The sequence below is a fragment of the Longimonas sp. genome (assembly GCF_040409695.1).
GTDB lineage: Bacteria > Bacteroidota > Rhodothermia > Rhodothermales > Salinibacteraceae > Longimonas.
Map to the genome: position 1 here is coordinate 1 of NZ_JARWGJ010000160.1, position 25,105 is coordinate 25,105.

Genomic DNA, 25,105 nt, shown 5'->3' on the forward strand with positions numbered 1-25,105 from the left:
TCCATGTCGCCAAGGGCTGCTTGTGTGGGAAGGTGTTGGTCCATCTCCCTTCCAAGCCGCCTGCGGCGACATGGTTTTTTCTACCCCTGATTGGCATCACTCCTTTACCATCCGCTCGCATATATGTCTGCACTTAAGATTCTCGTTACCGGGGCCGTAGGATCAGGAAAAACGACATTCGTTGCTTCGCTCTCCGACATGGAGCCGGTTAACACCGACGTTGAAAGCAAGGAAACAGAAGGCAAGTCCTATACAACGGTTGGGCTTGACTATGGGAGCACAACCGTTGACGGACAGGCTGTACGTCTCTTTGGTACGCCGGGACAAGAGCGGTTCAGTTACATGTGGGATGTGCTCGGCGAGGGGGTAGACGGTATCGTGCTGCTGATTGACGCCTCAAACGAATCAGCAGTTTCAGAGACCGAGACACTTCTTAAGACGTTGCTTCCGAGCGGGGCGAGTGCTCCAATCGTAGTCGGGGTTACCCACACAGACGTGTCGCCCAACCACGTCGACCAGGTGCACACGGCCTCCTTCACACGACGTGTCGCCTGGATGGGAGAGGTGGATGCCCGCGACTCAGAAGACGGACGGGTGCTCATCGATAAGCTTATTGAGCAGGTGGCGTAGCGCACGCAATCATCGCTACCACACACTACCATCGTTATTACACACCAATATATTTAGTGATATGCAAGCAAATATGGAACGCTCCAGCTGGTCGGTCAAAAACGAAGAAGTTGCTGAAGAGCTCTCTGCGCTAATGGGCGTATCTGACGAGGACGTGGGTCACCTGACTGCGCTCGAGGATGCAGCGCGTGAGCAGGCGCGTCCGATGACCGATGACTTTTACGATCGACTCTTCGACCACGAAAACACGAAAGAATACTTTGAAGGGCACTCTATGGATCGCCTGCACGGCATGATTGGCGACTGGTTTGTAGAGCTCTTCGGGGGCGACTATGGAGCCGATTACGTTCAGGATCGCCTGAAGATCGGACATATTCACGTTAAGATCGGACTGCCGGTGCGGTATCCAATCGCGATGATGGATGTCGTTGGGAAGCATGGTGAGATCGTCACCGCTCAGAGTGACAACCCAGAGGCAGCCAAGGAAGCGTTTAAAAAGATAATGGCTCTCGACGTAGCGGTCTTCTACCAGGCGTACGAAGATAATCAGCTCAAGCACCTGTCGGAACTGGTTGGTGGAGAGCGCCTTGCGCGCCGCCTGCTCATGGGATAGAAATGCCGGATAGAACGCGGCAGGAGCGTAACAGCAGCATACCGGTGGTCTATGCTATACGCACAGCTTGAGCGTTCTCAATTACTGATCCTGGCATAACCGGGGCGGCATGACTTTTCATGCTGTCCCGGTTGCACGTTATACCAGAATCATGTACATAATAGGGGTGCATAAGGCATGCGCATAGCAATAACCTGTCACCGAGTCACTCATCGGGGGCGTTTTTCGGAGTGAATAATTCAACGGCCCGCACGAAGTGCCCGTAGCGCGGTTCCTTGGCAGCCGCAGCTACGGTAGATTTGGGCGTTAAGAGAAGACTGCGAATGCTCGCAAGAGCATCTGCAATTTGGATTCGCTTGCTATGAAGTGCTATGAAGCACCATCAGCGTTTCCCTGAGTCGATTCCCGCTCGCCTGGGCCAACGAAACCATTATGCTCTCCGGTTCACTTGAGAACACCGAATGTATTGATCTTCTCTGGAAAGAAGGTGCATTAGGACACACGCCTGACGCTCCGATGGAGCGTATTGCGCGTACTACAGCCCATCTCTTTGGCACATCTAAAGCACGCATCCGGCTGCGTAACGGGAGCGATCTGTGTACAGTTGCTGATGTGCCCGAAGCACAGACTCCGGTCCGTACTCCTATAGCACAGGCCCCGCTGGCACGACGCATTATAGAGCAAGATCAAACGGTGGTCGTATCATCGTGTGCCAACGCAGGTTCTGAGCAGACCTGGCAGTCGATAGCTATTGACTGGAGAGATGCAGAGGCGGTGGGCGTTATCGAGGTCGCTGGCGGCGAGTCCCCTCATAGGGAGGACGGTGAAAAAGGCGCTTCAGCGAAGGAAATGCTATGCGATATGTCGGCCTTCGTTGCGACCGAATTAGACCGTCGCTATGAAGCGATTCAGCATGAACAGGCTGAGAGCCACCTGGACAAAGTGGCGGCTAACATGCGGGATGGGCTCTACCGAAGCACTCCCGAGGCTGGTATTGTATACGCAAACGAGGCGTTTGTCGACATGCTGGGGTATGATTCGCTCAGCCAAATAAAAGCCCTGACGCCCGATGCACTCTACGCAGACCCTGCTGAGCGAGAACAATTGCTTGAGGTGGAGCGGAAACGTGGAGGACTCAACCGGTTCGTCGTGGATCTGAAACGCCGGGACGGGACGGCTTTTACTGCGCGCATTAGTAGCACGGTAGAGCGAGATGCGAGCGGCAAAATTCAGTACCTTGATGGGGTCGTTGCGGATGTTACCGAACAGCGGCGGATTGAGCAGGCCTTGAAACGGCAGCAACGGCTCTTTCGCACGCTCGTTGAGAACGCGCAACCTATCGTCTTTGCCATTGATGCAGACGGAACGTTTCTGCTTTCTGAAGGAAGCGATCTCGCTGTGCTTGGCTTGCAACCCGGAGAGGTCGTTGGACAGTCGGTATATGACCTCTACGCCGATCGGCCCGATATTCTGGTTGGTGTAAACCAAGCGCTCAGTGGCAGCAATGTGCGCGATCTTATCCATATAGAAGATGCTGTCTTTGAGATATGGTACTCGCCGATTCAAAACGAGAAGGAGGATGTTGTCGGAATCGTTGGCATGGCTGCAGATGCTACAGACGAACATGAGGCCGAGCAGGCGCTGCAGCGCAGTGCTGAACGGTGGGAACGCCTTGTCGCATCACACCCAGACCCCATTGTAGTCAGCGTTGACGGGCACATCAAATATGTAAACCCGGCAGGGGTAGAGCTGCTTGGGGCACCGAACGCGAGTTCGATTGTCGACATGCCCCTCGTTCACTTTATCGCCGACAAAACCGTGCATGCAGATGTTGAGGCGCGTATTCAGCGCGTCTATGAATCAGGCTATACCACTGAACCCCACGAGCATGTCATTTGCGGACTTAGTGGAGAGACGCGAATCATTGAGGCGCGGTCGGTGCCAATCACGTACAATGGGATGCAGGCTGCACAAACGATTGTGCGAGACATTACGAAACGGCGAGAGGCCGAGCGAGAGCTTCAAAAAGAGCGCGATTTGCTCGAACGTGTATTTAACACGAGCGCTGCGGCTATCACAATATTGGGGACTGATGGACAGATCAGGGAGGCAAACAGCCGAGCTGAAGAGGTGCTGGGGCTTTCGAAAAGCCATCTGCACAGACGTACATACAACGATCCGGATTGGCAGATAGAGGGGGCCGACGGAGGGGCGTTTCCAGAAGAGCAATTGCCGTTTGAGCAGGTGCGGCGTACACATCAGCCTGTCTACGACGTGCAACACGCAATCGTGTGGCCCGACGGCAGGCGCAGAGTGCTTTCTATAAACGGAGCGCCGCTGCTGGATGAGCAAGGTCTGTTTGCTGGGGCGGTGTTCACTGTGTCCGATATTACTAAGCAGCGTAAGCAGGCGCAGACGCTTCGCGAAATGCAGCGTATGCTAGACGCCATTGTACAGACAGCCGGGGTGGGCATCTGTGTGATTGACAGTTCAGGACGCTATGTACGCGTAAATCCGAAGTATACAGAGATCTTCGGCTGGAGCAATGATGAACTGGTTGGTATGTGCTTTACGAAAATGGTTGATGAGGATGAGATAGATGCCGCGCTGGCAGCGCATAACCGCATCATTGCGGGCCTCGATACGCCAACAAGCGAACAATGGACGGTACAACGAAAAGACGGAACGACCCGCGACGTGTTAGCTACGGCAGGGCGCGTTGAGCTGGAGAGCGAGACGTATAACGTGACGACGATTACTGACATCACAGACCGGGTGCAGGCGGAGCAGGCACTGAAGCAGGCGAAGCACGAGGCCGAGGCGGCTGCACGACTCAAAAGCGCGATGCTTGCAAACATGAGCCATGAGGTTCGAACGCCGCTCACATCAATCATTGGTTTCTCTGAGGTCCTCGAAGAAGAAACGAAAGGAGAAGCCGCTCGCTTCGCAAGCCACGTGAGTCAGAGTGCCCAGCGGCTTCTTACAACGCTTGACTCCGTGCTTCGCCTCTCTAAACTGGAGGCCGATCGGCGCGAGATGGATATGCGGCCCATCGACTTCGGGGCCTTGGTCCACGACATTGCACAGGAGCGCGTGCCATATGCAGCGTCTGAAGACGTTCATGTGTCCGTTCGATGTCACCCCGACGTAGTCCGTATGGTGGGGGATGAGGGGGCGCTACAGCGTATTGCGTATAATCTTATCTGCAACGCAATCAAGTTTACCGACTCAGGAGGCACCGTTCACGTTGATGTAGTGAAAGGGACACAGGCTGTCATGTTAGAAGTAACCGATACAGGGGTCGGAATGGAGGCAGACTTTCAGAAGCGAATGTTCAATGCCTTCACACAGGAGTCTGAAGGCATTGCACGGATGTACGAGGGAAGCGGACTGGGCCTCGCCATTGTGAAGAAGCTGGTTGACCTGCTGGGTGGGTCGATTGAAGTAGAGTCGACGCGTGGCTATGGCACCCGAATCGCTGTCTTTCTACCGGCTATAAATCATGAGGCGTCTGGTGGAGCAGTATAGGTGATAAGGAAAGGTATTTCTCAACGACTTGCATCACAACATAGCTTGCCCTACAACATGGCAGCAAAAATGCCTTTAACGGTTACCATTTCGGGTAGTGGGTAGACGCTACGTGATAAGGTGGTTGTAAATTGCAGCCTCGTCTCGGTCGCCCCCTCTCTTATTCCGCTTCGCTCCATCAGTCGTCCTGCGGGCTCGTGTCGGTTTTCCCGTGCTTGGCTAAGGGGGATGCCCATAGGATCACGCCTTCGGCGAAGTTCGGCAGACAGAGGGGGGGAGCGGGCTGCAATGATGCAAACCACATGTCAATCACTTGCCATTGAATCGCCACCCCATCTTGCTTGTGTTCTAATCAATAGTAAACGGATGAGCGATAGTTCTTTTGATCCGAGTGCTGTTCTGGAATGCCAGACTCTGGTACGTGAACAGCTTAATAGTCGGCCTGAAGGCCCGTCTGTGCTTCAGGCTATGAAGAAATTAGATCCCAACGGGTCGCAGCAGCAACGTGAGGCTCTTGGCGTGATAGCACGGATCTGTGAGGCCAAGCCAATTCAGCAAGCATGGAGCATCTGGGACGAGAAGACGAGCCGTCAGGAAATCCAGTTGCGACTGGCGTGCATAGCGCATTTCCATAACGTGCACGCATGTCTGGATGATCTGCTTTTCTTCTTTTTTCGGGCGTCCGACCCAACCCTATACCAGGCAGCAGCACGTGCTCTTGGACGTCACATACATGCTGAAACAGAGCGCTGGAGGTGGCTGCAGCGCTATGCCGCGCAACACAATGTTCCGCTCGATGAACCCGTTCCCCTGCAGGGCCAAAGAGCCAGGCGCCGTGTGCTCATGCTGAGTGCCTCTCATCATGCACGCTCCGCTCCTCCTCTACCTGATCTTGCATATCCGGTCCATCTAAGCACACCTGCTTCCTACCTGACACGTGCACCTGCAGATGTACGCGTCACATTGCAGGCCATGCACATGCTGGCTGCAGAGCATCAAGGGCGAGCAACGCGGTGGAAGCAGGCCGCACAAGTGCTGGTGCGAGGCATTGCAGAAGGAAAAGGACCGTTCCCCGATGCACTGCTTGTGCGTCCCTGGGCTGCTTTGGAAGCTACCCTTTTTGGAGAGGAAACGCCGCCTCAAAGACTATGGGGCGCATTGATCCGGCAAGTCGCGCATATGCACAAGACAGATGAGCCATCATTCAGCGATTGCTCACACCGGCTACGCGCCTTAGACGAGGTGGTGCACGCGCTGGCATCTCGCCTGCATACAGACGTTCAGGCTGTGCACGAACTATTCAGCGACGCCCCCCTTTCTGAGGAGACGCGCGCGTTTGCTGTTACACGCTACGATGTGTGGAAGGCTCGCTGTACGGGGGCACCCGCTCCGCGTTCCTCGTGGCGCGTTGCAGCCCGAAGCATGACTGCACAATCGCGGTGGATGCTGAATGAACCAAGACAGCGTGCACGCGATGCACTCGTATTGCTGGATGCCAGCCAGTACGCTACGTCTGGCGAAAGCGCAGCACTCAGCCAGGCTCTGGATGTGCTCGGCGTACCACAGAGCCCACTCGTAGCAAACCAGCCCTCGCACACCTCATACACGGGAAGTGTTACCGAGGCGACGATACGACTGCTTGTTTTGCTAAGAAACTGGGAAAGGGGCGGGGTAGACGGCATTCTCGATGCTCGTGTCATCCATGAGGTGGCATCCCACGGCGGATTGGTTGACCTGGTGCCGCCTCACCTGGAAGAAGTAGACGACGAGCAGATCGATATTTTTGCGGATGCGTTTGAGCACCAACTACGCCTTCATATCGCTAAAGCAGACGCCCCGCGTCCGGCTCATCAGGTATATGCGCTGGCAGCTCGTGTACCACACGCCTCCCTTTTCGCGGGTATAGCTGATCTGTGTCAAGGACGTGAATACGTAGCCAAAGATGGGCAGTCTGTGCCTCTCGAGAAACTGGTACGCGCTTTGTCGCCGGGTGCTGGGGCGAATCAGACGTTGCAAGAGGCCGCTCCTCCGTTCTATGAGATGCTAAAAGAGGTCCGGCATGCTGCAGAAAAGCTACAGACAGCGCAGACGCCTGCCAAAGCGATAGCAGGATGGATAGCGCTTATGAGACGTCAAGACCAAGATGGCGATGCTTCAGCATCAATCTATGCATGGGTGCGGCGCATCTATGGCCCAACGATAGATACAGCGTTACGCCCCTTAGCAACCAAAGCCGTAGCACAACTACAAGGACAGCGCTCGCATCTCTTGATCGACGCGTTGGCCGATGCTCCAGCATTTCAAGACGCCGCACAAGTCGTCCGCGAAGAAGTCGAAACAGTTTGCACGGCGCTCGCGACCTACCTGTCCCCTTCAGAAACGACCCTGCTTCAGGACACCAGGCGCCACACTGAGGCGTTGCTAAATCAGTGGGGAGAGGCGTGCTCAGCGTTGTACGAGCACAGCCGAAGCGCAGCGGTCTCTTCCCCTACTGAACTTATGGCTGCTGTATTCCGATATGAAGAGGGGCCGCTACGACATGCGCTGGTTGCAGCGGCGTCTCGTAGCATAGTCCACGACTCAGCACTGCGAACGTCTTTTGGAGAGCGAGAAGACGATACTGCTTGGCACGCAGGCATGTTGAAGCAGGCAACTAAAGAGGAGCAGAGTACCTGGCAGCGTGTGTTGTATGAAGCCTGGGAGGCACGGGTGCAACGCGCTATGGCACAGGGCCGCGAGTCCGAGGTGGTTGCGCTGGTCCAGAAGCACAACGCTCAGAGCCGACCTGCATCCCCAACAGAGGCACTGTCCGAAGAGGTTGAGCACTGGCTGTTGGATCGCTACCATCTAGTCGGAGCTGCGCAGGCGCAACGTCTCCGTAATCCCGATGCACGTTGGGGTACACGGTTGGGAAGAGCGCTTCTTGCGTATCTTGGGCATTTCATGCACGTCTGGTTCGCATTGCTTGTAGGAGCACTGCTCATGCTTGACTTCGGCGATGCGTGGTTTACTATGGCCGAGGAAGGTGACCAGGCCGGGATCGCGATCACGTTTGGATTAGGCGTTGCGGCTACACTCGGATATCTGTTTGCAGACTTGCGTGGCAAAGTATCTACTGGAGACGTGTACGATGCGAAGGCTTGGATCTGGCGAACAGGACGCCTCTTGGTATTTTTAGCGGTATCACTGCTTGTGGCAACGGGGTATACAAGCGGCTTCTGGTACTTGCTCTCAGGAACCGAGGAAGTCGCTCAGTATGGCTATGAAGCGGTCTTGAGCGTTCTGGTGTGGACAAGCTTCGCGCTCTTTGTTGGCGTTTTTCTTGGGCTCATTGCTAAATCAGAGGCGTAGCAGGTTGGACGCTCAACCTAAGTACAGTCTTTTAAGAATCTGTTTTGATTCCTTAATTTGGGCTACGAACCTCTATCGTGGTCCAATTTTCGCCACAACGGCGCTCGCTCTCACTGCCAAACCAAAACCCCAACAGGTTCTAAGCATGGCGCTTATGCGTCTGCGAGCGAAGGGGCTGCGTCAAATGGATGATCAGCCACGCTGTGAAGCCAAGAGGCATATCCCATAGAAGTGTCTTCCGAAAAGGGTAGGTCGGCGGGTAGGTCGTTCATCCATAGATACTTGGCATGCCCTAAAGCGTCGGCCAGCGGCTGGGTGGGAGAGGTGCTTTCAGCTTCGATGCACACGCTCCAGGCCGTCTCGTTGCACGCCTTCACACGAGTCAGTTCAATCTTGATCACGATGTCATTGGGAAGCAACTTCGTGACTTGGTGACGCACTTTCTGCATGCGGACCCACAGGTTGGCGTCGCGTTCAGGAGGGGCATCGTCGGTTTTAAAACTCCATTTATGCCAGCACTCCTGCCACCCTGTATATCCGGTGGGCGTAACTGCCGAATTCGGGGCACGCACGCGCCGTTTTGTCTGAATCTTGCCGCTTCGCCATTTCACATTACAGGCCGGGGCCGCGGTTAGCAGGTACACGTCGCTTCGTTCTTTCTGACTGGCATCGCCAAGGGTGTCAAACCAGTCGTGGAGGCGGTCGGGGGGCGTATCTTCATTGGCAAACCAGCGCAGCTCAAGGGTGCGATCCATATCGAGTAGGGGGGCAAGTGAGGAGAAAACGACGAGGCTGTGCCTGAGCAGTAGAGGCTATCCCTGGGGACCTTCCTGTTTCGCGTCATGCATGAGGCGCCACTGTAAGGCGGATGCGGCGCGGGGCGCATCGTCATCGGGCACGCGCTGGACGTAGCGGCCATCGTCGTGTAGCTCCCATGCAGCATACTGGTCACTCAGGGCATAGTCAAGGATGCGTGTCACACGCTTGCTTAACGCAGCGTCATGAATCTCGACAATAGCTTCTACCCGGCGGTCCAGGTTGCGGGTCATCCAGTCGGCACTTCCTATAAAAACGCGGGGCGCATCGTTGTTGGCAAAGTAATAGATGCGCGTGTGTTCGAGAAAGCGGTCGAGGATACTGACTACACGAATGTTTTCGCTGATGCCGTCGAGCCCCGGACGTAGCCGGCAGTGCCCGCGAACGATCAGGTCGACCTGCACGCCGGCTTGCGAGGCTTCATATAGCTTGCTGATCATGTCGGCATCGTTGAGCGCATTCATCTTGGCAATGATGTGCCCGCTACCATCCGCCTCCTGATGGGCAATTTCTTGGTCGATCAGAGCAAAAAAGCGGCTGCGCATGGCGTGCGGAGCGACCAGCAAGTCGTTATATGACTGGTCGGGAGCATAGCCGGTAAGGTAGTGAAACAGGTTCATTACATCCTCGCCGATATCAGGGGCGCAGGTGAAGAGCCCCAGGTCAGTGTACAGCCGGGCTGTCTTAGCGTTGTAGTTGCCGGTACCAATGTGGCAGTACAGGCGCAGCGCATCCCCCTCTTCTCGCACGACCAGCGTAACCTTTGCATGCGTTTTGAGGCCCACCAGCCCATAGGCAACATGCACGCCCGACTCCTCAAGCGTGCGTCCCCACTCGATATTGTTTGCCTCGTCGAAACGGGCTTTTACCTCAACAAGCACAGCCACCTGCTTGCCCTGTTCAGCAGCGCGCACAAGCGCAGCCACGATAGGCGAGTCGTCGGAGGTGCGGTAGAGCGTTTGCTTGATCGCCAGCACGTCAGGGTCGTCGGCAGCAGCCTCCACGAAACGCTGCACACTCGCATCAAACGACTCATACGGATGGTGCACCAGCACGTCGGCCTCTCTGATGATGCTGAAGATATCGCCGCCCGAGGCGGGGCCGGCATCGTCGAGCAGCGAGGTATGGGTAGGCTGGCGCAGGCGCCGGGGCGTAACGGGTGTCCACGGCGTGTAGTGGTGCTCGGCCAAGTCGATGCTACTCAGTGCCATCAGGTCGGCATGCCCGAGAAGCGAGGGGGCCGTGTAGAGGTCATCGTCCTGCAGCGATAGCTCCTTCATCAGGAAGCGCCGCATGTCGTCGGGCATGTCGCGTTGCACCTCCAGGCGTACAACCGGGGCAAAGCGGCGCTCACGAAGCTCCTCCGAGATAAGTTTCAGCAGGTCGTTGGCTTCCTCTTCATCACGCCGGATGTCGGCATTGCGCGTTACGCGGAAGGCATTTACACCGCGTACTTCCATGCCCTTGAACAGCGCCTGCGCATTATGAGCAATGATCTGCTCCAGCGGCACGTACTGGTGCGTATCAGGAAGCTGCACCCAGCGGGGTTGATTGTCGGGTACCTTAAGACGAGCAAAGCGCTGTGCGTCGTGGTCAGGGTCGTGCAGGCTAATAGCCAGCGACAGGCTTAAATTAGAGAGGAACGGAAACGGGTGCCCGGGATCAACCGCAAGGGGGGTGAGCACTGGAAAGATGTGCGTATCAAAATAAGAGTCGATATAGCGCCGTTCGCTCGCGCTCAGGGTTTTGTAGGCACGCACATGCACATCGGCCTTTGTGCGTAGCCGGGGGCGCAGGGTCTCCTCCCAACATGTGCTCATGCGTTCATAGAGCCGCTGGGCCGCGTCGTAGATAAGCGCGAGCTGCTCCTCGGGCGTACGCCCGTCGGGCGACAGCGAAGAGACGCCCGCGGCCTGCTGACGCTTCAGCCCGCCTACGCGCTTGCGAAAGAACTCGTCGAGGTTGCTGCCCGTGATTGCGCAGAAGAACACCCGCTCCAGCAGGGGAATACGCTCATCAAGCGCCTGGTGCAGCACGCGCTGGTTGAAGTCAAGGGTGCTCAGCTCCCGGTTAAAGAAAAGCCGTGGGTCGTCGGTAGATGCATCAGAAGAAACGGACCGTACGGCAACAGAAGGGGGAAATGAACGTCCTTCGGAATTGGACTGTGTGGGCATGTGCTCGGGGTTCACATTAAGGAGACAGGTTTGTACCTTGTCAGGCAAATGAAGCGGATCGTTCGCACACAAGGTTCCTCTCTGTAGTTAGTTTTTTCGTTATGCTATTTAAACTGCTGGCGCGGCGCACCTTTCCATGCGTCCTTCTGTTTGCTGCGTTGCTGCTTTGTACCCCTCTTGACAGCGTCAGTCAGCAGACGGGACGCATATCGGGGGGGTACAGCGTAGAAAACCGTCCTGACTCGGTCGCTTACCGGGTACTTCCGATCGAGGGGTACGATCTCATCTACCAGGCAGGGCATCGGGCGTCGGCCGAGCGGGTGGCCCGCATCCTGCATGAAAGCGAGCACACTACGCATGAGATCATGGGTGATGCACGCCCACAGCGCCGGATGCCGGTGGTGCTCAATGCCTACAACGACCGCTCGAACGGCTTTGTACGTCCGTTTCCGTTCAAGCAGGAGATCGAGATTCCCAGCATTCGTAACCAGGCGCTCACCGCCCGCTACGCATCATGGTTCGACGTGGTCGTGCCGCATGAGCTGACGCATGCGTTGCACGCGGAATACGCAGCAGGATTCGGGGTGGGGGCGATCCTCGGTACGTTTGCCCCAGACATTGAGCGCGCCCTGAACCTGGGCGTGCCCCGCGGATGGGTCGAGGGCGTTGCTGTGTACCGTGAGAGTTATGGATACGACGGGGCCGGACGCCTCGGGCTGCCGGCGGCGCTTATGTCGTACCGCGCCGCGCTCGGAAGCGACACGCCCTGGCGTCTCTCACGCTTGCTCTACGCGCCGCGCTACACGCAGCCCTTCGACCGGCACTACATCGGGGGCGGCCAGCTCTTTCGTTACCTGGTTGAGCAGGCCGACGAAGACGATCCGTATGCGTTCTTCCACCGCACGCTGGCATGGTACCATCGCTTTCCGCTGTTAGGATACGGTCCGGCGCTGTGGTATGGGATGCAGATGCCCCCGCCGCGCATGTCAGGTCAACTCGTAGAGGCAGAGCAGATGCGCGAGGCGGAGCGCCTCGCATCGCTCGGCCCACTCACCGATGCCAACCCGGTGGTGGCTCCGCGCGAAGGACGCAATCATCGCCGTCCGCTCTGGACACATCCTGACACGCTGGTAGTGCATCGCTCCGGGTACAGCGACGTGCCCGGAGTGTACACGGTGCATGTACCCACCGGACAGTCTAACCGGGTTGCCGCGTATCAGGTTACGGGTGACTACCACATGCACCTTGCCCCCGACAGCCAATCCGTATGGATGAGCCGGTACGAGCAGGCGGCCACGGTACCCCGGCAGGCCATTGCTGATGTTGAGACGGTAGATCTTGAGACAGGGCATATTGCACGAGCAAGCGAGCAGGCACGTCTCTTGGCGCCATCGCCTCGGCCCGACGGCTCTTTCTGGGCGGCTGAGATCGACGGGCCCGAGCACCGGCTTGCGCTGCGCGGACTTGCCCACCGGCATGAGGCGCTTACAGCACCACTGCCGCCGTACACGCGCATCCAGCAGCTCGCCACGCATCCCACAGCAGACCGAACCGTAGCGCTGCTGAACCAGAGCGGTGTGCAGATGCTATACACGGTGCATCACGACGGCGATGCCGCCCGGCTGCGTGTAACCCCCCTATTTGCATTCGAAGACGCGGTCATCTACGACGTGAGCTGGGGGCCCGATGGAGCTACACTGCTCATAAGCGCCGATCCTACAGGCGTCCCCAATGTGTTCGCGATCGACTTGGCTTCTGAGACGGTGCGACAGGTTACTAACGAACCGTACGGGGCGCTGGAGCCAGCCCTTTCGCCCGGTGGCGAGCGTATTGCCTACGTACGGCATGCCCATGAGCGCCACGACCTGGTAGCGGTGCCCTTTGTGCCCGACGAATGGGACGTATGGGAGGGCGGGCACTGGCGCGCGCATCCCGATGCGAGGCCCGATGCGAGGCGTGCGCAGACCCAGAGCAGCGGGGCTGAGGCAGGTGGAGCACAGGACCCGTACGCGCAGATCGAAGATCGCCCGTACCGGAGCCGCTCATATCTACGCCCACGCATCGCATATCCTACAATCCGAATTGAGAGCGAGGAGTTGGAGACAAGCCGGGTGCCCGGTACCACGCTCGGGCTGGGCGTGGGGCTTGGCATAGGAGGAGCCGACCCGCTTCAGCAGTGGGCCTACCAGGCGGAAGCGTACTACCAGGCCGGACGCGTGTGGGGAGAGGCCCGTGTGCAGACAAGTCGCCTGTGGGGACAGCCGGGCATCGGGCTGTATCGGCGCCCGTTTACAGTGCTGGGTCAGGTGCAGACAGCATCAGGCGGGGCGGTGCCGCGTCGTCTTGGCGCTGAGGAACGCGGCATTGAAATGACGCTGCAGCAGCCCATTGTGCTGCGCTCGAACGTCTACCGGTCGCAGCTGCAGCTTCGGTGGCGTAGCGAGCTGCGACAGACCCGTCTCTTTGCTGACTTCATCGAAGAGCAGCCCCTGCGAAGTCGCGTTACGCTGCGCCCGAGCCTGGTGTACGCGCATCGTTTGCAGCAGAATACGCGCGACCTGGTCCCCCGCACAGGGTGGGTCATGGCGGTGAGCCCTTTCCTCGATGTCTGGACCGACGGTGTGAGTGGGGGGCGGGCATTGCAGGTAAGCAGTAGCCTCTACGTGCCCGGTTTCGACCGTAGTAACACCGGCATTCGGCTGGGAATGAGCACGCTGGCGCAGAACCGCGCCGCGATCTTCGACCTGGATCTCTTTGTACCGCGCGGATACAGCAACGTGCTGCTTCCTGAAGGCATTTACACGCGGTTTGATCTGGACCTTACGCAGCCTGTCTGGTATCCGGATTGGGGCAGCACCTTGCTGCCTGTCTATCTGGAAGCGGGCTATCTGTACGGCAGTGCGCAGGCGCTGTTGGACTGGGACGGCGCCGTCGATACGCTGTCAAGTGCCACGGTTGGCATGGGGGTGCGCACGCGTCTTTTCTACAATGTAGCGGTTGATCTGCGCGTAGGGGCAACGTATCGTATCCCCCAGAACGACTGGGCAGGCGTGTTTCGGTAGCGGTTGTTTCGGTAGGTAAGCGTCGGCGTAGCTGGAGCGTGCTCAATGCATGTGATGCATATGACCTGAGACTTACGTTGACGCCTTGAGACACTGGTTAATAGCTTCGGTCAGGTCTTTCTGTACAAAAGGCTTGCTAACGTAAGAGGTGAACCCTTCGTTTTTGAATCGCTGCTGGTCGCCGGGCATCGCATAGGCTGTAAGCGCTATAGCCGGCGCTGATACCTCGTAAGGCGTGGCACGTAGCGTGTGGAGGAGGTCGGTGCCGGTACGCTCCTCACCGAGATTAATGTCGAGGATGAGCAGGTCAAACACGTGGTTGAGGCACGCCTGCAGCGCTTCATCCACAGAAGAAACGATCGTAGTCTGGTACTTCGTGCGTAAAATATGCTCAAGTAACAGCTGCGTCTCAGCATTGTCTTCGACGATCAGCACCGATTTGGGAGTATCGGTCATAGCGGCATCATTTGATGGCAAAAGGTGGGTGGCGGGATGCATAGGCAGAACCGAGGCTTTTAGATATGATACTGTGTAGTAGTATAGGTGTCGGCTTGCAACAAGTAAAGGGCACAAACAAAAAAGTTGTTGCGCTGCAATGCAATGATGCACGCATGCATCAGAAAAGCACTAAGTTCCCCTGGAGGCATAGAAGAGACGTGAGGAGACAGGGAAATAGAATGTGTGAATCCACCGCAATGTATGGATCCATTATAAAGCCCAGCGCAGTTGGACGCGCCAGTCTCGCACGCGGTGACTGTTGATGGTGTCGCGCCCCTGTCCGATGACGTCGCGTGTGGTGAAAGCAGATACGCTGTATCGGGTTTCTACGCGGAGAGCACGAGATACGTTGAGACGCACCAGGGCATGGGCGCGCTGCCCTTGGTCGAAAAGGGCAGGGATGCTAAACCCGTACTGTAGATCGGGCTCGTACGCGAAAAGTCGGCTCTCAAACCCCTCGGTATCGAAGAGCGTCCACCGCGTATTCGTGCTGATGCGGCGATGCGGAGCATAGTCGGTTTCAACCCAGAGCAGCGTACCTGTTTCTGACTGATCGGAGAGCTGCACACGGGTGGCCGCAGTGCGTACAGAAAACCGGAGGTCGGGCGTAGCCGCGTACTGCATGTGCAAGCGAAGGTTGTGCTGCGTGCGGCGCCCATGTACCGGCACAGTAGGTCCGTACGGATGGGTAACGGATTCACGGATATCTCCGGTGCGCCACTGTCCTTGCACACGAAGGTCGAAGTGGCGGCTGGGCATGTAATGGACGGATGCCGCCGTGCGCGTAGCAACCACGGGGCGTGTCGTACGAAACTGGGGAACGCGCACATAGGTTTGCTGCACCGTTCCGTAGAGAGTCCAGTAGGCATGCACAGGGAGTGCAAGCCGGGCTGTAATACCCCGTTCGCCCGCAACAGAGCGTCCGTCAAGTCCGCCCAGGTCGAGCGGGTCGTAGAAGCGATTTGCAGCATGCCCGCGCAGTCCAACCGAGCCAGCCCGCCCTACAGGCGCATGTACGCCGAGAACGGTAGCAGCGCCACGGGGACCGGTGCGCGCTGTTTCGCCAAAGAGCACCACGTTGCGCATCGTGCTGTACTGGGCGGCCAGTCCCCAGTGGGTCGTCCAGCGCCCGGCGAACGCGTAGCGCGTGTCGGGGCGCGCAGGGGGCACTATCGGATGCCCGAAGCGCGCGTACAGGCCCAGTACGCCAATATGAAGGCGACGATGCCGCCACTGCATGTGGCCACCCACATGTGTTGCAGACAAGAGGCGGCGGTACTGCCGCTCTGTGTCGGTGCGCCGTAAAGAACTCGTGCGTAGCGACCGGGCCACCACCGCCTCGCTATGGTGCAGCGTATCCAGCGTCGCATCTCGGCGCCGGTGTGATGCAAACGCAGTCGCCTCCAGCGAGCGGGTAACACGTACCGAGGCACCGGCCCCTCGAAAATAGGTGTGCGGACTGGTGCCCCGATACGGACGTATTCCGCTGCCTTGCCGCGTTAGTGTGCTCGGAGGGGCGTATGCCGAGGAGAAGCGCGGGCCCGTCCATAATGCCAGTCCCTGCCCAAAGGCGGCCTGATAGCTGCCTGCCACCACCTGCCGGATGCGCCCCCGGTTGCGAAGGTGCACGTATCCGATGAGATGGTCAGCGCCATACTGCCTCCGCTCCGGATCCCACAGCAGCGGCTCACCGGGGCGCTTGTCGGCCGTAAGGCCTACGTCAAGGTGCGGATTCCAGGCTCGTACCCGCGCCACCGATCGGTAGGGGGAGCCCAGATACGGAACCTGTGTCTCGCCGGTATATCCGCGGGCCCGTTCAATGCGGCGCCCAGTGCGCAGCAACATGCGGCCCTGCCAGTCCGCCCGCCACCACGCAGGCACGTCAGTCGTAACAGGTTCGTTGGCAGGCACGTGTGCAAACGGGCGAACCAGGAGAAGCGTCTCGGGCGATACAGTCGGCACCTGTACAAGCGAGTCGATATGACCGAAGGGGCCGTGCGTGCCTCGATACGACACGATATGCAGGGCCTGACGCAACGTAAGCCCGGGAAGCCGATGCAGTTCGTCGGCGGTGGACGCATTTACGTTGAGCGGGGCCTCTGCCCAGTGCTGCCACAATTCAAGCAGCTCGGCATCGGGCTCATCGCCAAGGTACCGCAGCACGACGGTCCATGAATCGGTTGTGTCGGAAGGAAGCGCAACCTGCTCCACAGTCGTCAAAGAGCCGGCTGTGCTTCGGGCAGCGAAGAGACAGCTAACCGCAACGGCAAAGAACCCAGCCACAGATAGACCAGCCACAGATAGAACAGCGCGCGTGATGTTGTACCCCCGCATAATTGCACCCGTATGTTATACTCCCCTCTGTTAGAATTTGCCCCGTGCGGTAGAGGCGAAGATGCCACGGCAGGCCGCCTTGCATGGCATCACGACCAGCAGCGCGCACTACCAGACGACACGCAGGTCCGCTGCAGGCGACCACCCCAGCTCCCAGTGCTGCTCGGCCGCCAGCCCGGCGCGCAGCGGTCCGTATCCCACCTCAACCCCGGCAGCAAACTCAGCAGGAGCCGTCTGCAGTCCGCCCCGAAGCGTAAGGACCGGAAGAAGCGCCGCTTCCAGGCCGGCGCGGAAGCGCAGCGGAAAGTCAAGATCTTTGAAGAAGTCTGCGCTCAGGTCGATCGCGTCCGACACGTCATAGGCGGCGCCTGCACTAAGCGTGCGCGGCAGCGGGGTGTCATCGGTCCATTGCGGCTGATTCACGTTAGTTGCGTGCACGCCCACATAGACGAGTGGAAGCACCTGCATGATGGCACCCAGGTGGACCCCAGCAGCCTGTGCATGGCCGAAGGGCCCAACATCCACGTGATAGTACCGCACGGTTGCTCCCAGATGGAGAGACTGCATGGCTCCGAAGTGCACAAGCCGCGCCGCCCCCAGCGACAGGTACGTTTCACGATAGTCCTCAAACCCAAACGTACTGCTACCCCCAGCCAGATGGGCAAACGATGTGGGCCAGTGCAGACTAACCGCACCATGGCGCAGCTCCGGCATCCCGTACATCTGCCCTGCGTACACAGCCGCCTGCCGCGCCTCAATAGCCGCCCACGATGCTGGGTTCACGTGCATCCCTGAAAGCCCTGTTCGGGCCGCTGTAGCGTGCGCCAGCCCCGTACTCTGCGTGGAACCCCGCAGGTCAAACAGAGATTGGCAGTGTCCCCCAAGGGGCATCAAAAACACCCAGGCAAAAAGCCAAACAGTAACGCGCAGCGGGCACCACAAAAACGTATTCCTCATGAGGAAACCAGGGTCTGTATGAGGTGATGTTTCTACTTAATATGACACGTGTTTTTATGAAAACATTACGTAGACGTGCTGCCAAAAGAGTGCTGACCTGGATTGGGACGTGCGCATGCGACTGGGGCAGGCGGATACGGGGCGTGCTGCCCCCAAGCATGTCCCTCACGATACTCACGGTCGTTCTTGCGATCGGAAGCAGTGCACTGATACAGCCTGCGGGTGCCCAGGAGCTCGACTGCCGCGTCCAGGTAGACTATTCCCAGATCGCAGGCACGGATCGCTCAGCGCTCGACGAGCTCGAATCGCGCATGGCCGACTACCTAAATCGTCGGTCGTGGACGTCTCATCGGGTGCAGAGCAGCGAGCGTATTGGCTGCCGCTTGCAGGTTATCATCCAGGACGAACCGTCTACCGGCACATACCGGGCCCGCGTTGTTGTCTCGTCTCGCCGTCCTGTATACGGAACGGCCCAGTCGACGCCCGTGCTGCGCCTGAACGACCCTGAATGGACGTTCAGCTACAGCCGGGGGGAGAGCCTTGTGCATAACCTAAACCGGTACGATCCGCTCGCTTCCGTGCTTGATTTCTACGCCTTTCTCATTCTGGGAATGGACTTCGACACGTTCGCAGAGCACGGCGGAACGTCTTACCTGGAACAGAGCCGAAGCATATCCGACCGGGCACGCTCTGACCCCAGCAGCACCGGGTGGGATTCGTTTGGGTCTGACCGGAACCGATCTGACTTTATTGAGGCGTTGCTCAGCAGTCGACATCGCGACTTTCGTGGGATTGTCTTCCGGTACCACTACGAAGTGCTCGACCGTTACACCGAAGATCCCGAGGCCGCGCAGGCTACAGCGCTCGACCTCCTGCAAGAGGTCGCAGAGATGGAAGACCGCCTTGGGCGCACCTATGTCTTCGACCATTTTTTCTCATCGAAGTACCAGGAGCTCGGTGCAGTATTTAGAGGGGGAAGCCAGCGCCAGCAAGCCCGTGCTCTACTCACGCGCATAGATCCGTCACACTCATCGACCTACAACGATCTGCTTAATTAAACAAGTGAACACGTAGTGAACAGATGCTTTAGAATAAAGTATCAGTTAACGAGTTGCTTTATTACTTTAAAAAACTGTATAGGTGGTAACTATCGTAGTATGATTTCGTCACACAGATACACGCAAAAGTAGTGTTGGTCTCTTTTCTCGTTGTGCTGGTGGGCTGCTACGTTCATGGCAGTGCATCGAACTCGCGTGTTGCTTGAGAGCCCAATAGATTCTTTCATAGACGGTTACTATCCATGTATAACACTGAAGGCGTCGACGCCATTGCGACAATCACTGAACTGCGCTCAGAGACGTCTGAGCTGATTGAGCATGTCCGTAAAACCCAGAACGGGGTGCTCATCCAGAAAAACAACGACCCTTATGCGGTTCTGATTGACTGGGAGACCTACCGCAAGATCAAAAAGAAGCTCGGCATAGACGAACTGCGAGAATTGAAGTAGCGCAGCGTCCATGCAACGCAGAGCAGTGCGCTCTAAGGCAAAAGAAATTGTCTTTATCTCATTAGTACGATAAAAGGAGTGCAAACTGTATAGATTTCTGCTGCAGGCACATGAGTTAAATAAAAAAGCAAAGAGACCAAGAAGCATCAATGCTTCACCTGGCCTCTTTGCTTTTTTGTTTGTACAGCTGATATACAACCGGCATCTGATATGCGTCCGATGCAAAGTGCACACAGTGCGAAAGGGGGGACTCGAACCCCCACGCCCTAACGGGCACGAGGTCCTAAACCTCGCGCGTCTACCAATTCCGCCACTTTCGCAAGCAGATGCTCTATATTGTTTTTAGAATTGGGGGGTTCCTCATTTGGTGAACTTCACATACGCCTAAAATCACATACGTCCAAAAGTAGCGGGCCGTTATGTCAATTAAGATAGGTCAATTAAGTAGATCAGCAAGAATACATGTACACCTTGTCATGAGATCCTGGCCACAAGAAATCCTGGCCACAAGAAACGGGGGCGAGCGGGTGCAGAAGCGAGGATCAGCAAGAGACGTAAAACGATGTGCCGCATGGTGGGTATACTTGTTGTGTATGAGCCATCTTTAATTTTTTGGTTTAGGCTTTCAGTAGCTCTGCTTGACTGCCGTGAGCCCCCACTTATAACCGTGCGCACAGCGTACTTGTTGGATGGGAGTGCACGTCCCTTTCAGCTCTCCTTCAGCTGGCCAGTTCGCACCTGCTTCTTTCTATTTCCGATGCTTACGTGTACCCTATGAACGGTCTATCTACTTCCCGTTTTCCGCAAGGAGCAATTGCACTGATTGCTGTAAGCTTCCTTATCGCTGTAGCGTCTGGATGCTCGGCGCCCCGTGACACGGTGCCTGTCGTCGAGCGACCCGCGTCAACTGAAGAGGGGCCTGACGTGCAGGCGCGCATGCCATCCCAGTTACTTACCGAGATGCCTGCTGGCTACGACACCGTGCAGGTGCGCCCCTTTGATCTTGGCAAGATGTGGGCGATCGACGCCGTTCCGCAGTCCTACCTCAACGATGAATACGGGGTCGACGCCTCCGACGACTGGCTCTCGCACATGCAACGGGCATCGCTGCGGTTCAGCGATACCTGCTCGGGTGGATTCGTGTCGAACACCGGTCTGCTGGTGACCAACCACCACTGCGCGCGAGAGCACATTACGGCCGTCTCTGAAGAGGGAGAGGCGCTTGGGGAAAGCGGATTCGTAGCGGGCTCGCTGAGTGAGGAGCGGGAAACCCCCGACCTGTTCGTTGATCAACTCGTCGAGGTCGAAGAGGTGACCGACCGCATTTATCGCGGCGCCCGCACGCTGCGGTCATTTGTGCGGCGCGAGCGGGTAGACTCGCTCGAACGCGAATTGAACGAACGGGCTCAGGAGCGCGACGAAACCCTGCGCGTATCGGTCGAGGCGCTCTATCAAGGCGCCCGCTACAAAGCATATACATATCGTCGCTACACCGACGTGCGGCTGGTTATGGCGCCCGAGCAGCAAGTCGGCTTCTTCGGTGGAGATACAGACAACTTCACCTATCCCCGGTATAACCTCGACGTTGCGTTCTACCGGGTGTACGACGAAGACGAGCCAATCACCCCTGAGCGCTACTTCGAATGGAGCCACACTGCAGGCAGTGAAGCCGATATGGCAGTCTTTGCGGCAGGAACTCCCGGAAGCACGAGCCGCCTTACCACGGTAAGTCAGATGAAATACCAGCGCGACTTCAGCATTCCCGACCAGCTGCGTTTCCTGGAGCCGCGCATCGAAGCGATGGAAGCCTTCTTCGAAGAGAACAGTCCAGCCGACTGGCCCCAGCTGGGCAACACGCTGGTTTCGCTTAAAAACTCGCAGAAGAGCCTGCAGGGACAGCTTGAAGGACTCGACGACCCTTACTTCATTGCACGACGCACAGCCAACGAGCGTGCGCTGCAAGACTCCATCCGGTCGGTCGACTCGCTGCGGCAGCATTACAGCGGGCTTACGCGCGACATGGACCAGCTCCAGGAGGCCCGCTCCTCGTTGAACCGCCGGGCCCGGGCGTTCAACGGCTTTGCGAATACCCGCGTAGGTTCGCGTATCATCACACGAGCCATGTACGGCTACTATATGGACCAGCTTGGCGGGCGGCGAGGTACCTCAAATGAGATCGTTGAAGCGCGCCGCGAGGCAGATCAGATTGAGGATTGGCCGGCCGAGGTAGAGCAAGCCGCGATTACCCAGCGCCTGCAAGAGATTCGGGAGAGCTACGGAAGCAGCGACCCGACCATGCAGCGCATCTTTGAAGAGCGCACGCCCTTGCAGTGGGCCGAGATGCTGGTCGAAGAGAGCCGGCTCAGTACGCAAGAAGGCGCCAGCCGGCTCTTTGACCGGGGCTACCGAGACAGCAACGACCCTTCAGTACAGCTGGTGGAAGCGCTGGCCCCCCTTTACTTTAGCGTGGTAGAGCAGATTCAGGACTTCAATGCCTCTGAGCAGTCGATCAATGCGCGTCTGAATGAAGCACGCCTTATTATCTTTGGCAGCGACCGCATCGCTCCCGATGCAAATGCAACGCTTCGTGTAAGTGATGGCCGCGTACGGGGATACCAAGTCGACACAACTGCTATCGAGCCTTACACTACCTTTGGCGGTATGTACGACCGGGCAGCTGATAGACAGGGCGGCGCGTGGCAGCTTCCAGAGCGATGGATGGTGCACGAGGCCGATAGCACGCTGCGCAACACAGCGCTCAACCTTGTATCGACCGTCGACATTTCTGGTGGAAGCTCCGGGTCGCCGTTGGTCAACGACCGCCTGGAGCTGGTCGGTGTAGTTTTCGATAGCAACTATGAGGCGCTGCCCAACCGCTTCCTATACCGTGATGAGCAGGCTCGTGCCATCGCCGTAGACAGCCGTGGCATTATCGAAGCCCTACGGCGCGTCTACAATGCAGATAGCCTGGTTGATGAACTGGTTAACGGGCGCATGCAAGACGTTGCTGCAGAGCGCTAACGAAGAACTCCTGTACGCGCCGCGACCAGTTAGCTGTGGAGAGAGAGGGGCCCGCAGCTAAGACGTGAGCAGTGTACAGAGGGCAGGGGTTACATCGATGAGTGACGTAGCCGATTGAAAAGCCTGCGCTCCGCATCCGTAAGCCACAAACGGAACGGGATTGCGCGTGTGCGGCTTCTGGGTGGGCACCTCAAGGTTGCCGTGGTCACTGCAGAGCAAGAGCAGGTCGCGCTGGGGGGAAAACGACTCAAGAATGCCGCCAACCAGCGCATCCAGACGGCTTAGAATGGTTGCTGGACTCAGGGTCGACCGCCCGTGCCCGGCTTTGTCGGTTTCGTAGTATTCGTACAGCGTAAGCCGGTGCTGCTGCATGAGCGTATACAGCTGGCGCCCTGCTTGCGCAGGCGAGAGCTGCGGGATGGCAATATTGAGCTTCTCAAGCCAGGCCGATCCGACAATATCGGCCGAAAGGGCATGCCCTGCACGCAGGTCGCTCGTCGAACGCAGGCGTACGTTGGCCTGTTTACTGCACAGCGTAGTGACGGTCCACCGGTCGCGTGCAGCGCGGCGCTCAAAGAATACAGGCGGGTAGGCATTGGCAAAGGCGCAGTCGTCCGGTGCAAGGTGTGGCTGCACGCGCTGAAAGAGGCTATGCGAAGCCAGAACAGGCTTCGACGAGGAGTGAGGAAACGGCCCAAAGTGGCGCCCGGCTCGTTTTGCGCAGTTGATTCCGCTAAATAGCGACGCCTGTCCGGTCCCGCTCTGCGGCAGCCCATCTACATGAAGGGTCGCATCGAGCCCGCGAAAGAGATGGTTGGCGCGATCAACCGGCGGCGTATCGCACGTCCAGGACGCATTCTGGGCCAGACGTGCCCAGTGGGGGCCTACATTCACCAACGGGTTAGACGGTTCATCCGGGCCCAGACCGATGCCATCGACAAACAAGAAGAGAACGCGTTCGGGAGACCGCAGATTGGGCATGGTTGAGGGGCGTGGTTGGCAAGTGTGGGCACAGTTAAACGGCATAGTGAAACGACATACGTTTTCAATATGCGTAACCTGTAGGCAAGATGCAGCGGCCTATGCAACAGAAAGCGTTTGATGCAAGGGTGTTACGAGCCGCTGCTTGCTGCAACAAAGCTATAGAGCGGTTCGGCGCGTACTCCGGTTGCAGTCCCTTCAACTTCAAAAGCACAGTGCATAAAGCATAGACCATACTATGGAACGCTGGTACCACCGTATTTTGCCTGGACCGTTGACGCGCATGCTGGGTGCTGGAGAGGAGAGCGCTTCAGGCCGTGCACATGATGTGGCGCTGGTATTGGGGGGAGGCGGAGCGCGGGCGGCGTATCAGGCAGGCGTGCTTCACTACATGGCCGAGGCGTTTCCGTCATTTCGGTTTTCCATTTTGACGGGCGTGTCGGCCGGGGCGATCAACACGACGCATCTGGCCAACCATGTCGGCACGTTTCCACAGGCGACCCAGAGTCTCCTGCGAAACTGGAAGCGCCTCTCGGCAGACCGGGTGTTCGATGTAAACACGGTTCCTGCTGTGATGCGCCAGTTCTTGACCGATCGGAGATCAGCGGCACGCACTACACACGGCGCCCCGCAGCGCGGCGTGCTCGACCCGAGTCCGCTACGCACGTTTCTGAGTCGGGAGATGGCCACGCGCAACAACAGGCTGCAGGGCATTGCACACAATGTGCGTGCAGGGTGGCTGAAGGGCGCGGCGGTTGTAACAACAAGCTATACGACCGGCCAGACCGTAACGTGGGTGCAAGGATGTGACTTCGATGAGTGGGAGCGCCCAGACCGGGTGGGGCGCCAGGCGCAGCTTACAGTCGATCATATTATGGCATCGACGGCGTTGCCGTTGGTCTTTCCGCCGGTGCGTATCGGCGACGCCTGGTACGGCGACGGAGGCGTGCGCCTGATGGCCCCGCTGGCACCGGCTGTGCATCTTGGGGCTACACGTATTATGGTAATTGCGAATCGGTACAAGCCGAGTCAGCAAGAAGCTGCCCAGCCATCGGTGCAGGGCCATCCGCCCCTTGCACAGATCATGGGGGTGCTCGTAAACGCCGTGTTTACGGATGCGCTGGAGCAAGATGCCGAGAACCTGCGCCGGATCAATCGTCTCGTGGCTGGCAAGGCCGCCCGAAACGGACAGGCAGAGGGGGGCAAAGAGCGAGTCATCGACCTGCTCCAAATTCGTCCGTCGGTGAACCTGAGCGCATTTGCCCACGAATACGTTGATGCGCTGCCGGCGACCATCCGGTATCTGGCAGGGGGCATGGGAACAGGCGAACTGCGCAATGCAGATTGGATGAGCGTGTTGCTCTTTGCACGAGGGTACATAGAACGCGTCTTAGAGATCGGATATCACGATGCGCGTCGCAAGCATGACCAGATCGCGTCTTTTATTTCGCCTTGAGTAAGGCGCTTTGAGGAAAGGCATCTTCGGAGAACGCGTTTTGGGACAGGAAAAGGTGAGACGGTCTCCCCATTACGTTACATGCCAATCAGGGGTAGAAAAAACCATGTCGCCGCAGGCGGCTTGGAAGGGAGATGGACCAACACCTTCCCACACAAGCAGCCCTTGGCGACATGG

The 25,105-nt window shown here is 57.8% G+C and carries 15 protein-coding genes and 1 tRNA gene; 9 read left to right on the plus strand and 7 right to left on the minus strand.

All coding sequences use genetic code 11. The features are described from left to right. Positions 1-123: 123 nt before the first annotated feature. From PPP56_RS09900 to PPP56_RS09915, 4 genes are all read left to right on the plus strand, one after another. Positions 124-630: a GTP-binding protein gene (locus PPP56_RS09900; protein ID WP_353563883.1), complete on the plus strand. Its 507-nt coding sequence runs from the start codon at positions 124-126 to the stop codon at positions 628-630. Between the two features lie 73 nt (positions 631-703). Continuing rightward, entirely contained in the window at positions 704-1,243 is a 540-nt protein-coding gene (locus PPP56_RS09905) for a protoglobin domain-containing protein (RefSeq protein WP_353563884.1), read from the plus strand. A gap of 432 nt (positions 1,244-1,675) precedes the next feature. Further along, positions 1,676-4,771, plus strand: coding sequence for a PAS domain S-box protein (locus PPP56_RS09910; RefSeq protein WP_353563885.1), 3,096 nt, complete (start codon positions 1,676-1,678; stop codon positions 4,769-4,771). 468 nt (positions 4,772-5,239) lie between these two features. Then, positions 5,240-8,122 (plus strand): hypothetical protein, encoded by a 2,883-nt coding sequence (locus PPP56_RS09915; protein ID WP_353563886.1) that lies wholly within the window; start codon positions 5,240-5,242, stop codon positions 8,120-8,122. 152 nt (positions 8,123-8,274) lie between these two features. On the opposite strand, the gene PPP56_RS09920 is transcribed toward PPP56_RS09915, so the two are convergent. Continuing rightward, positions 8,275-8,877: a hypothetical protein gene (locus PPP56_RS09920; protein WP_353563887.1), complete on the minus strand. Its 603-nt coding sequence runs from the start codon at positions 8,875-8,877 to the stop codon at positions 8,275-8,277. A 57-nt stretch (positions 8,878-8,934) separates the two neighbouring features. Next, positions 8,935-11,112 (minus strand): polyphosphate kinase 1, encoded by a 2,178-nt coding sequence (gene ppk1, locus PPP56_RS09925; RefSeq protein ID WP_353563888.1) that lies wholly within the window; start codon positions 11,110-11,112, stop codon positions 8,935-8,937. A 101-nt stretch (positions 11,113-11,213) separates the two neighbouring features. On the opposite strand from ppk1, the gene PPP56_RS09930 reads away from it, so the two are divergent. Beyond that, positions 11,214-14,174 (plus strand): hypothetical protein, encoded by a 2,961-nt coding sequence (locus PPP56_RS09930; RefSeq protein ID WP_353563889.1) that lies wholly within the window; start codon positions 11,214-11,216, stop codon positions 14,172-14,174. Between the two features lie 72 nt (positions 14,175-14,246). Here PPP56_RS09930 and PPP56_RS09935 read toward each other — a convergent pair whose 3' ends face one another. From PPP56_RS09935 to PPP56_RS09945, 3 genes are all read right to left on the minus strand, one after another. After that, positions 14,247-14,630, minus strand: coding sequence for a response regulator (locus PPP56_RS09935; RefSeq protein WP_353563890.1), 384 nt, complete (start codon positions 14,628-14,630; stop codon positions 14,247-14,249). A gap of 252 nt (positions 14,631-14,882) precedes the next feature. Beyond that, positions 14,883-16,970, minus strand: a complete 2,088-nt coding sequence (locus PPP56_RS09940) for a ComEA family DNA-binding protein (protein WP_353563891.1) — start codon at positions 16,968-16,970, stop codon at positions 14,883-14,885. A 144-nt stretch (positions 16,971-17,114) separates the two neighbouring features. Continuing rightward, on the minus strand, positions 17,115-17,789 hold the full coding sequence (locus tag PPP56_RS09945) for a hypothetical protein (RefSeq protein ID WP_353563892.1): 675 nt from the start codon (positions 17,787-17,789) through the stop codon (positions 17,115-17,117). A gap of 332 nt (positions 17,790-18,121) precedes the next feature. On the opposite strand from PPP56_RS09945, the gene porD reads away from it, so the two are divergent. Both porD and PPP56_RS09955 read left to right on the plus strand, forming a co-directional pair. Next, positions 18,122-19,021 carry a type IX secretion system protein PorD gene (gene porD, locus PPP56_RS09950; protein WP_353563893.1) on the plus strand — a complete coding sequence of 300 codons (900 nt, stop codon included), beginning with the start codon at positions 18,122-18,124 and terminating at the stop codon, positions 19,019-19,021. Between the two features lie 242 nt (positions 19,022-19,263). Then, the gene (locus PPP56_RS09955) at positions 19,264-19,470 is read left to right on the plus strand and encodes a type II toxin-antitoxin system Phd/YefM family antitoxin (protein ID WP_353563894.1); all 207 of its coding nucleotides are present in this window, start codon (positions 19,264-19,266) and stop codon (positions 19,468-19,470) included. A gap of 236 nt (positions 19,471-19,706) precedes the next feature. On the opposite strand, the gene PPP56_RS09960 is transcribed toward PPP56_RS09955, so the two are convergent. Next, positions 19,707-19,790 (minus strand) — tRNA-Leu (locus PPP56_RS09960). Positions 19,791-20,244: 454 nt separating this feature from the next. Here PPP56_RS09960 and PPP56_RS09965 point away from each other — a divergent pair. Then, complete coding sequence (locus PPP56_RS09965) at positions 20,245-22,491, plus strand: S46 family peptidase (protein ID WP_353563895.1); 2,247 nt, start codon at positions 20,245-20,247, stop codon at positions 22,489-22,491. A gap of 57 nt (positions 22,492-22,548) precedes the next feature. Here the strand turns inward: PPP56_RS09965 and PPP56_RS09970 are convergent, their stop codons facing one another. After that, entirely contained in the window at positions 22,549-23,472 is a 924-nt protein-coding gene (locus tag PPP56_RS09970; RefSeq protein WP_353563896.1) for an alkaline phosphatase family protein, read from the minus strand. Positions 23,473-23,710: 238 nt separating this feature from the next. Here PPP56_RS09970 and PPP56_RS09975 point away from each other — a divergent pair, with 238 nt between their 5' ends. After that, a complete protein-coding gene (locus PPP56_RS09975; protein WP_353563897.1) occupies positions 23,711-24,928 on the plus strand; it encodes a patatin-like phospholipase family protein in 1,218 nt (405 codons plus the stop codon). The last annotated feature ends 177 nt before the right edge of the window (positions 24,929-25,105 follow it).

Excerpts from the sequence above, each read along its gene's own strand:
- PPP56_RS09900 (WP_353563883.1), top strand. The coding sequence starts at position 124 with ATGTCTGCACTTAAGATTCTCGTTACCGGGGCCGTAGGATCAGGAAAA.
- PPP56_RS09905 (WP_353563884.1), top strand. The coding sequence starts at position 704 with ATGGAACGCTCCAGCTGGTCGGTCAAAAACGAAGAAGTTGCTGAAGAG.
- PPP56_RS09910 (WP_353563885.1), top strand. The coding sequence starts at position 1,676 with ATGCTCTCCGGTTCACTTGAGAACACCGAATGTATTGATCTTCTCTGG.
- PPP56_RS09915 (WP_353563886.1), top strand. The coding sequence starts at position 5,240 with ATGAAGAAATTAGATCCCAACGGGTCGCAGCAGCAACGTGAGGCTCTT.
- PPP56_RS09920 (WP_353563887.1), bottom strand. The coding sequence starts at position 8,877 with ATGGATCGCACCCTTGAGCTGCGCTGGTTTGCCAATGAAGATACGCCC.
- ppk1 (WP_353563888.1), bottom strand. The coding sequence starts at position 11,112 with ATGCCCACACAGTCCAATTCCGAAGGACGTTCATTTCCCCCTTCTGTT.
- PPP56_RS09930 (WP_353563889.1), top strand. The coding sequence starts at position 11,214 with ATGCTATTTAAACTGCTGGCGCGGCGCACCTTTCCATGCGTCCTTCTG.
- PPP56_RS09935 (WP_353563890.1), bottom strand. The coding sequence starts at position 14,630 with ATGACCGATACTCCCAAATCGGTGCTGATCGTCGAAGACAATGCTGAG.
- porD (WP_353563893.1), top strand. The coding sequence starts at position 18,122 with ATGTCCCTCACGATACTCACGGTCGTTCTTGCGATCGGAAGCAGTGCA.
- PPP56_RS09955 (WP_353563894.1), top strand. The coding sequence starts at position 19,264 with ATGTATAACACTGAAGGCGTCGACGCCATTGCGACAATCACTGAACTG.
- PPP56_RS09965 (WP_353563895.1), top strand. The coding sequence starts at position 20,245 with ATGAACGGTCTATCTACTTCCCGTTTTCCGCAAGGAGCAATTGCACTG.
- PPP56_RS09970 (WP_353563896.1), bottom strand. The coding sequence starts at position 23,472 with ATGCCCAATCTGCGGTCTCCCGAACGCGTTCTCTTCTTGTTTGTCGAT.
- PPP56_RS09975 (WP_353563897.1), top strand. The coding sequence starts at position 23,711 with ATGGAACGCTGGTACCACCGTATTTTGCCTGGACCGTTGACGCGCATG.